General features: G+C 67.6%; 10 protein-coding genes. 5 read left to right on the top strand and 5 right to left on the bottom strand.

The genetic code is table 11. From position 1 onward, the window contains the following. From HY726_05445 to HY726_05430, 4 genes are all read left to right on the top strand, one after another. On the top strand, positions 1–369 hold a 369-nt coding region (locus HY726_05445), incomplete at its 5' end, for a carbohydrate ABC transporter permease (GenBank protein MBI4608436.1). 33 nt (positions 370–402) lie between these two features. Then, positions 403–1,497, top strand: coding sequence for a sn-glycerol-3-phosphate ABC transporter ATP-binding protein UgpC (ugpC, locus tag HY726_05440; protein ID MBI4608435.1), 1,095 nt, complete (start codon positions 403–405; stop codon positions 1,495–1,497). A 6-nt stretch (positions 1,498–1,503) separates the two neighbouring features. Further along, entirely contained in the window at positions 1,504–2,439 is a 936-nt protein-coding gene (locus tag HY726_05435) for a sugar ABC transporter permease (protein MBI4608434.1), read from the top strand. Further along, entirely contained in the window at positions 2,436–3,308 is an 873-nt protein-coding gene (locus HY726_05430; GenBank protein MBI4608433.1) for a carbohydrate ABC transporter permease, read from the top strand. The genes HY726_05435 and HY726_05430 overlap by 4 nt, the downstream gene beginning before the upstream one ends. A gap of 221 nt (positions 3,309–3,529) precedes the next feature. Here HY726_05430 and HY726_05425 read toward each other — a convergent pair whose 3' ends face one another. Further along, entirely contained in the window at positions 3,530–4,579 is a 1,050-nt protein-coding gene (locus HY726_05425) for a hypothetical protein (GenBank protein MBI4608432.1), read from the bottom strand. Between the two features lie 143 nt (positions 4,580–4,722). On the opposite strand from HY726_05425, the gene HY726_05420 reads away from it, so the two are divergent. After that, positions 4,723–5,166, top strand: a complete 444-nt coding sequence (locus tag HY726_05420) for a hypothetical protein (protein ID MBI4608431.1) — start codon at positions 4,723–4,725, stop codon at positions 5,164–5,166. A 156-nt stretch (positions 5,167–5,322) separates the two neighbouring features. Here HY726_05420 and HY726_05415 read toward each other — a convergent pair whose 3' ends face one another. The 4 genes from HY726_05415 to HY726_05400 all read right to left on the bottom strand — a co-directional run. Beyond that, positions 5,323–6,189 carry a carbohydrate ABC transporter permease gene (locus HY726_05415; protein ID MBI4608430.1) on the bottom strand — a complete coding sequence of 289 codons (867 nt, stop codon included), beginning with the start codon at positions 6,187–6,189 and terminating at the stop codon, positions 5,323–5,325. Further along, a complete protein-coding gene (locus HY726_05410) occupies positions 6,183–7,169 on the bottom strand; it encodes a sugar ABC transporter permease (protein MBI4608429.1) in 987 nt (328 codons plus the stop codon). The genes HY726_05415 and HY726_05410 overlap by 7 nt, the downstream gene beginning before the upstream one ends. Further along, positions 7,166–8,497 (bottom strand): extracellular solute-binding protein, encoded by a 1,332-nt coding sequence (locus HY726_05405; protein ID MBI4608428.1) that lies wholly within the window; start codon positions 8,495–8,497, stop codon positions 7,166–7,168. Before HY726_05405 ends, HY726_05410 begins: the two co-directional genes overlap by 4 nt. Before the next feature lie 327 nt (positions 8,498–8,824). Next, a partial coding sequence (locus tag HY726_05400) for a TRAP transporter large permease subunit (protein MBI4608427.1) occupies positions 8,825–9,128 on the bottom strand: 304 nt, incomplete at its 5' end.

The raw sequence follows: 9,128 nt of genomic DNA, 5'->3' as shown, positions 1-9,128 counted from the left end.
TGGCTCCTCATGGGCTACTTCAAGACGATCCCAAAGGAGCTGGAGGAGTGCGCGCGCATTGATGGCGCGAGTCGCGTGCAGACCATGCTGCGGATCATCTTTCCCATCGCCATCCCTGGCATCCTGTCCGCGGGGATCTTCGCCTTTACGCTCTCCTGGAACGAGTTTATCTACGCCCTCGTGTTCCTCTCATCGCCGGAGCAAAAGACCGTCCCTGTGGGCGTCGTCTCGGAGCTCATCCGAGGGGACATCTACTTCTGGGGTCAGCTCATGGCCGGAGCGCTGCTCGGCTCGATCCCGGTGGCGCTGGTATACTCCTTTTTCGTAGAGTACTATGTGGCTGGGTTGACTGGGTCCGTGAAGGGATAGCCGAGCTCGGGTCTTCACAAGCGAGGTGGCGGGATGGCACAGGTCGTCATGAAGGAGCTGAACAAGCGGTTCGACGAGGTCCAGGCGGTCAGGGACATGAACCTCCATATCCGCGACAAGGAGTTCCTCGTGCTTGTCGGCCCGTCTGGGTGCGGCAAGTCCACGACGCTCCGGATGGTAGCCGGCCTCGAGGAGATCACCTCGGGGGAGATCTACATCGGCGAGCGCCTGGTCAACGATCTGCCCCCGAAGGACCGCGACATCGCCATGGTCTTTCAGAACTACGCCCTCTACCCGCACATGACGGTCTACGACAACATGGCCTTCGGGCTCAAGATGCGGAAGTTCCCGAGGCCGGAGATCGAGAAGCGGGTGCGCGAGGCGGCCGAGATCCTGGGGATCCAGGAGCTCCTGAAGCGGAAGCCGCGCCAGCTCTCCGGCGGGCAGCGCCAGCGCGTGGCCGTCGGCCGCGCCATCGTCCGGCACCCCCAGGTCTTCCTCTTCGACGAGCCGCTGTCCAACCTGGACGCCAAGCTCCGGGTGCAGATGCGCGTCGAACTCAAGCGCCTGCACGAGCGCCTGGAGACCACCGCCATCTACGTCACCCACGACCAGGTCGAGGCCATGACCCTCGGCGACCGAGTCGTCGTGATGAAGGACGGCCTGGTCCACCAGGTGGGCGAGCCCCTGGAGGTCTACTCGAAGCCCCGGAACAAGTTCGTGGCGGGGTTCATCGGCTCGCCGGCCATGAACTTCATCGACACGACCATCACCGAGACGGGCGGCGGCTTCTACACCGAGACCGCCGGGCTGAGGGTGCGGGTGCCAGCCGACCGGGCGGGCCGCATCGCCCGGTACCGGGGGCAGGCCGTCACGCTGGGGATCCGCCCGGAGGACCTCCGCGAGGCGACGGGCAGCGACCATCACGATATCACCTTCGAGGCGGTCGTGGAGGTCGTGGAGCCCCTGGGCTCGGAGATCCTGCTGGACACCCGGGTCGGGACGCAGACGATCGTCGCCCGCGTGGAACCCACGGTCCGCACGAAGCTTCACGACAAGATCCGCCTGGCCTTCATCCCGGACCGGATCCACTTCTTCGACAACAGCAGCGACGAAGCCATCGCCTAGCTGTCGGTGGGCAGCGCGGTCGAGTCGCTTCCCGCAGCCCTTCCGCGTAGCACCCGCTTCCCGAGGGCGCGGCGCCGCGACGTCCAGCTCGCCTACCTGCTCCTCTCGCCGGCGGTGCTCCTGCTGTTCGGGGTCCTGGCCTATCCGGTCGCGTGGGAGATCCGGACCAGCCTGACCGACCTCTCGCCGCTCAAGGAAGGCCCCCCGGCGTTCGTCGGGCTCGAGAACTACCGCCGCTTGCTCGCCGATCGCGAGTTCTGGCGGGCGGCTACCGTGACCGCCGTCTACGCCGCCGTGACAAGCGTCGCCAAGCTGGCGCTCGGCGTCGGCTTCGCCCTGCTGCTGGCCCGCCCGTTCCGGGGGCGCGCCCTCGTCTTCCTCGCGATCTTCCTCCCCTGGGCCTACCCGGCGAGCGTGAGCGTGATCGGCTGGTACTGGACGCTGAGCCCGCCCATCCCTACGTCCTACAGCGTGTTCATGGGCAACCTGAAGCACGCGGTGGACGGCGTGTTCGGCAGCGGGGCGTGGGGATTCCTGAGCGTCACCCTCTTCAACATCTGGCGGGGCAGCTCGTTCATCGGGGTCTTCCTCCTCGCGGGGATCAACGCCATCCCACCCGAGCTCTTCGAGTGCGCCCTCCTCGAGTCCAGGAGCGCCTGGCGCCGCTTCTGGCTCGTGACGGTCCCGCTCCTCAAGCCGTTCCTCGCCCTCGCCGTCTTCCTGTCGCTCACGACCGCATTTGCCGATCTCGCGAACGTGTGGTTGCTGACCGGCGGCAGGATCATCTTCCCCGTCATCGGCACCCACGCCTACTGGCTGGCGATCCGGTCGGGGCAGTTCGGACCGGCCTCAGCGCTGTCGCTGATGCTGGTGCCGCTGCTCCTCGCGGCGCTGCTGGTCCTCTTCCGGATGTTCGACCCGCCGGAGACGGAGCAGGCGTGAACCCGAGGCCCTGGTGGAAGAAGCTGGGTCACGCGGGCCTGCTGCTCGCCGCGACGATCTACTGCGTGTTCCCGATCTACTTCATGCTGGTGCAGTCGCTGAAGACGGCCCAGGAGGACGTCTTCGGCCACCCGTTGATCGTCATGAACCCGACGCTCGAGAACTTCGAGGAGCTTTTCCAGCCGAAGGGCGAGTCGCGGGGCTTCGTCGGACGCACCCTCCGCCGGTCCTACCCGTTTCTCGACTGGCTGGAGAACACGGTCATCGTGTTCGCGGGGTCGCTGGGGCTGACGCTGGTCGTGAGCATCCTGGCGGGCTATGCCCTGGGGCGGCTCCGGCCGCCGGGGTTCAGGTGGTGGCGGCGCATCGTCTTCGCGGCCTACGTGGTCCCGCACACGATCCTCTTCGTCCCCCTCTACCAGGTCGTGATCCGGCTCGGCCTGGACGACAACCTTCTCCTGCTCCTCCTCGTCTACCCGACTCTCGCGCTGCCCTTCTGCGTCTGGATCCTGGCCGCCTACTTCCAGCATCTCCCGCGCGAGGTCGAGGAGTCGGCGCTGGTCGAGGGGGCGAGCCGCGCGACAGCCTTCCTCCGCATCATCCTCCCGATGAGCCGGCCGGTCATCGTCGCCGCCGGGATCTTCACGCTGGGGACGATCGCCAGCGACTTCACGCTCGCGTCGGTGTTCCTGCTCAGCGCGCACAACCAGACGATCCCAGCGGGGCTTGCGACGATGGAGGTGGCCCTCGACGAGCTCCTGGCCGTCGCCGGAATCCACCTGATGGCGATCCCCGTGGTCCTGATCTCCGCGCTCTTCGCCCGCGGCTATGTCCGCGGGTTGACCGCGGCGATGGTGGAAGGCGCGTAGAAGGCGCGTAAAAGGTCGAGCGCGCACCCACGGCTCCGCCGTGGGTACCCGGCCCGCGCAATCTACTCGGGCCTCGCGCGGCGGGTGGCCTGCCTCCCGGCATGGTCGAACCCGCCACGCTCGAACTGCCATGGGGGAGGTATCGGAAGGGGCGGGTACCCGCGCCACACCCGCGCGCTAGCGCGGGGGGTCGGCGTGGGTGCGCCCCCCTCCGAGCGAGGTCAGGGGGCGGGACGGAGACGGATGAGCCGGTGGAGAGCGGTCTCGGCGATGTAGAGGTTTCCGGCGCGATCGACGGCGACGCCCGCGGGATCCCCGAGCTCCCGGGCCACGATCGTCACCGCTCCCGCCGGCGAGATCCGGAAGAGCTGCCGCATGTGGAAGCCGGTGGTCACGAACACGCTCCCGTCCGCCCCCACCGTCATGTGGGTGCGGTGGTAGTGACCGGCGGGGAGCTTCGCCAGACGCTGGAGGTCGGGCTCGGCTGTCAGCCTGAACACATCTCCGAGGGAGCTCAGCAGCAGGACTTCGCCGGCCGGCGTGGCCGCCACCGAGACGAAGCGCGGGAGGATCTCCTCACGGCCGGCCCGCGCGGATTGCTTCGGGAACACCGGCCGGATGAGATCAAGCCTCCTCGGCCGCGGGATGTCCTCCTCGGGGTCGAGGCGGAAGACGAGCGGCCCGGCGTAGGCCTCCGTCGTGAGCCAGTCGAGCCCCGGGGGCGGCGGCGATTCCAGGCGGAGCCGGCCCTCGGGGCTCGTAAAGTCCAGCACCACCAGCCGGCCCCGACCGTCGAACGCCAGGCTGCTCCCGCCGACCAGATGGTGGAGACCGACCGCAGCAGGCGTCAGCGTCCCGTCCGCGGCGAGCCGGTAGATGCGGTTGCCGTTCTCTTCGCCGAGAAAGAGGTCGCCGGACCTCGGGTCGGCGGCCAGGCTGCCGAACGCGATCTTGCGGGGTCCCTCGGAGAACGGGATCACGAGCCGCCGGGCGCCGGAGACGTCAACCGGGAACGGGCCCGCCAGGTCGAGCTGGTAGATCTCCGCAGCCGCATCGCCACGCCAGCCGTGACTCAAGACGACCAGGCGCCCGGCGGTATTAAAGGCAAGCTCGATCGGCCGGGGAATGCCCGTGACCAGCACCTCCGCGTGGAAGCCTGTGGCCACCAGCACATCCGCCGCCGCAGAGAGGAGCGCCCCGCCGAGGCAGAGGGAAGCCACGACTGCCGTGACGGCGCCGCGGCCCCGATGTTTACAACTCAGCCTTGACATGCTGAACCTGCCGGTGCTAGTCTCCGCGCATCAAAAAAAACGCGCGGCTGGCCGGAGGACCGTCATGGGCGCCCCGGCCGGGGTCGGTGATCACGCTTGCTCGGGCCATCAGGTGTTCACGCCTTTTCGCCGGAGGTGAACCAATGACGACTAGAATGGTCATCGCGCTCCTCGCTGCCCTCCTCGTCGGCGCCGTGGGCCTTCCGGCCGAGGGTCAGGACAAGGCCCCGAGGGGAGTCAAGACCAAGGGCCTGGTCACCTCGCTCGGGGGCTTCAGCGCGACAGTGAACGCGCCGATCTTCGTCAGCGGGGCGACGGTCGAGCTCGAGCCGGGTGGCCAGACCGGCCGTCAGCAGTTCAGGGTGCCGACCTACATCTACGTCATCGAGGGCATCCTGACCACAGACTACGAGGCGGGGCCGGTCGGCATCAAGGGCGTCCAGTACCACGGGGGCGGGCAGTCGTTCATGGATGCTGGAGGGTGGTGGCACAACCACACGAACCGGACCGACAGGCCGGTCAAGTACCTGATCCTCCACATCGGCTATCCGGGGGCCCCGACGGTCCAGAAGCCCGAGCCCGAATAGCGCCTGCTCGCCACGTCCCCGGCGGCGGTGCCCGGTCCGTGCCGGTCGGCCTCCGCCGGGACGCTCGCTCCCTCACTCCCAGCGGCTCGCGCCCCCGTCCTGTCCGGGATTGGGGGCGAGCCGGTCCCCTGGACGGAGCTGGCCCGCCTCGCCCGGTTACCTGACGACCCCCCCGGTGATTCCCGTGATGAAGCGGTCCAGGAAGAAGTTGTAGAGGATCGCCACTGGGACGCCGACCAGTAGCGCGCCCGCCATCAGCGACCCCCAGAAGAAGACGTCCCCCCGGATCAGCTCCGTCGCCACGCCGAGCGGCACCGGCTTCTGGTCGCCGACCGAGACGAAAGCGAGCGCGTACAGGAAGTCCTGCATCGAGAGCGTGAAGGCGAAGATCACGGACGTGAGGACCCCGGGGAGGCTGACCGGGAGCACGACGCGGACGAGGGCGCCGAGCTGCCCGCACCCGTCCACGCGCGCCGCCTCCTCGATCTCCGCCGGCACGGTCTTGAAGAAGCCCATGAGGAGCCAGGTGCAGAACGGGATTGTGAACGTGGGGTAGACCACGACGAGCGCCCACCACCGGTCCTGGAGACCGATCATCGAGACGACGCGCGAGAGCGGGAGGAACAGGATGATCGCGGGCACCAGGTACGTCATGAAGATGGCGATCCCGAGGTTCTCGGCCCCGGGGAGCCTGAGCCGGGCCAGCGCGTAGCCGGCCGGGATTGCGGTGAGCAGCGTGATCACCGAGACCAGGGCCGAGATGGCCATGGTGTTGACGATCCAGGCGCCGTAGTTCGTGTGGTTGAAGAGGTAGTCGAAGTTCTTCCAGGTCGGCGGCAGGTTGAACCAGACCGGGATGACGTCCATCCGGTAGAGATCCGCCTCCTGCTTCAGGGCCGTGATGGCCATCCAGTAGAGCGGGAAGACCGCGATGAGGATGTACGGGCTCAGCCCAGCGTAGATGAGCACGTGGCGCCGGATCTCTTTCGCGCGCTGGCTGCGAGGACGCGCTGCGGTCACCATTCGCGTCTCTTGAGGTTGCGGAGCAGGAGGATCATGGCGGGCAGCAAGAGCGGGAAGAGGAAGAGGGAGATGGCGGCCCCGCGCCCGAGCGCCCCCGCCAGGATCCCGATCTGGTAGGCCAGCGTGGGCAAGATCTGCGTGGCGTTGCCGGGTCCCCCGTTGGTGAGCAGCAGGACGACGCTGATGTCCGAGAGCGTGAAGACCGTGTCGAAGAGGAGACCGACGAACAGGATCGGGGCGATCATCGGTATCACCAGGAAGCGGAACCGCTGCATGAACGTCGTCCCGTCCACCTTGGCGGCGTCGATCACCTCCTGGGGGACCGCGGTGAACCCCGCCAGCAGGACGATCGCGGTGAAGGGGAAGCTGCGCCAGACGTTCACGGCGATGATGGCCGCGAGCGCCAGGTGGGGCTGGCCGAGCCAGATCGGCCAGCCTTCGGTCCCGTAGGCGCTGATCAGGCCGACCCGGTTCAGCGCCCAGTTGACGACGCTGAACTGCGAGTCGTACATCCACTTCCAGCCCAGCACGCTCACCGCGCTGGGGACCGTGAACGGGATGACGACGAGACCGCGGATCAGTTTCTTGCCGCGGAAGGGCTGGAGGAGCAGGAAGGCGAGCGTCGTGCCGAGGAGCGACTTGAAGATAGCCGCGACGACGGTGACCAAGATGCTGTTCCGCAGCGCGATCCAGAAGGTCGGGCTCTCCCAGGCCGCCTTGAAGTTCTCCAGCCAGACGAACTCGGCGAAGGGGTCCCCGACGCTGGCGTCGCTGACGGCCAGGTAGAGGGAGAACAGAAACGGCGCCCCCACGAGGAGGGCGACGTAGAGGATCGCCGGGGAGAGGAGGGTGTACCCGAAGGCGAGCCGCCGGGCGGTGGGAGTTCGCCACCATGCGCGAACCCCCGCCCGCCCGGCGATCGGAACCGCGGCGGCTCGAGCCCCGCCTTCAGGCTCGCCGCCGTTGGGGCTTGCTGTCACGCGCGCTTATGCTTGGCGTAGACCCGCCGGTACTCCCCCATCGCCCACTTGACCGCCTCGTCCGGGCTCTGCCCGCGGGCCACGAGCGTGAACATGTCTGCTGGGACGAACGTCACCGTGACCTCCTGGATCGGGGTCGTGTAGGGGCCCGGGTAGCCGGGGAACGCCATGAGGTCCGGGAAATCCTGGAGGACCTGCATCTTGGGGTCGGTCCCGATCACCGGCATCGGTTTCTTGTACCCATCCTTGAGGAGGGGCATGTTGTAGCCCCGGCTGGCGACCATGGCCTCCTTCCAGTTGTCCGTCAGATGGATCAGGAACTCCCTGGCGGCCTGCTGGTTCTTGGAGAACTTCCAGATGGCGTAGGCCGTGGGTTCCCCGACGTTGACCCGTTTGCCCCCCGGTCCGGCCGGCGCCAGCCCGATATAGGTGTGCTGAAAGACCGGAGGGTTGGTGTCCTCGGTGGTCCGGTAGGCGGAGATGGCGTCATGGATCCAGCAGGCGACCCCGGAGGCCTGGTACCGGTTGTCGGAGGCGTCGTCCCAGGAGAAGACCTCCGGCGTCATGCCCTCGTCGAAGAGCGCCTTCGCGAACCGGAGGGCCTCGCGCGTCTCCTTGGAGTCGACCAGGATGTTCTGTCCGGACGGGTCGGTTTCCCGTCCGCCGAAGCTGTACCAGAGGGCACGCCAGTTGTGGTTGGCGTCGTTGCAGTGGGAGAACTGCATCCCCGTCGGGTGGCCCTTGGGCTTCAGCGTCCGGGCGGCGACCCGGCACGCTTCCCAGGTGTCGGGGGGCCGCAGGTTGTGCTTCTCGAAGAGGTCCTTCCGCCAGAGCAGCGGGATCAGGATGTAGAAGTTCGGGATCGCGTACGACCGGCCCTCGACGGTGGAGATCGGGCCTGCCGCGGGGATCCAGCCGCCCCACTTCTTCCCGATGCGCTCTGAGAGGTCGGTCAGGTCCACCAGGCTCTTGTAGTACAGGCCCGTGAGGATCAGGCCGGCAAATTCGATGAGGTCGTGGCCCGCGCCGGCTGCGAACTCGGCGGCGATCCGCGCTGGCACCTCGAGGTGCGGGATGTGGTCCACGCGCACCCTGACCCCATTCTTCTCCCCCCACTCCTTGGCGGACTTGTCGAACCAGGCGTCATAGGCGGGGACGAAGTGGCTCCACTGGAGGATGCGTAGGCTGGTCCCTCTGAGCTGCGCCGGGGCCTGCCTTGCCGCCAGCATCGTGCCCAGTGACGCCCCAGCTACGCCCACGCCGGCAGTCCTGAGAAAGTCACGCCGGGTTACGCGATCGTGAATCGGCTTCTCGCTGAGTGTGTTCATGCCTCGACCTCCTCAGTTCGAATCCGCGCACCGGTCAGTCTGGCGCAACTCCCGCGCGCCGCCCGTGGCGCCACCGGCAGGCCAGCGGGGCAACTCCGTGGAAGGCGCGCCTTCTTCGGCAAGTAAGGCCCTCGGTAGCGCTGGAGGATGGGGAAGGGTCACCGACTGCTCCGGGTTTCCCTTTGCCGCCCGGAGTATCACTAGATTCAGGGGGTTGTCAAGCGGTTTTTCGAGCGGAGACGGCGCCTCGCCGGCCGCGTTAGAGGCCAGGGCGACCGAGGAGGTCCTTCTGGCGTCAGGCGAGCGGGAGGAACCGGCGGGACCGCGTTACTTGTAGAGCAGGTTCGGGAGCCAGAGCGCGGTCTCGGGGAAGAAGAAGACGATCGCGAGACCGATGACCTGGAGGACCATGAAGTCGAACATTCCCCGGTAGATGTGCATCAGCTCCCACTGTGGCGCCACCGCCTTGAGATAGTACGCGGCCATGGCGACCGGCGGCGAGAGGAAGGCCGTCTGGAGGTTCACCGCGACGAGGATGCCGAACCACACCAGGTCGAACTTCAGCTCGATCACGACCGGCAGGAAGATGGGGATGAAGATCAGGACGATCGCCGGCCACTCGAGGGGCCAG

The sequence above is a fragment of the Candidatus Rokuibacteriota bacterium genome (assembly GCA_016209385.1).
Classification (GTDB): domain Bacteria; phylum Methylomirabilota; class Methylomirabilia; order Rokubacteriales; family CSP1-6; genus JACQWB01.
The sequence above is the reverse complement of the archived record's forward strand: the minus strand, read 5'-3'. Positions and strand labels throughout refer to the sequence as shown.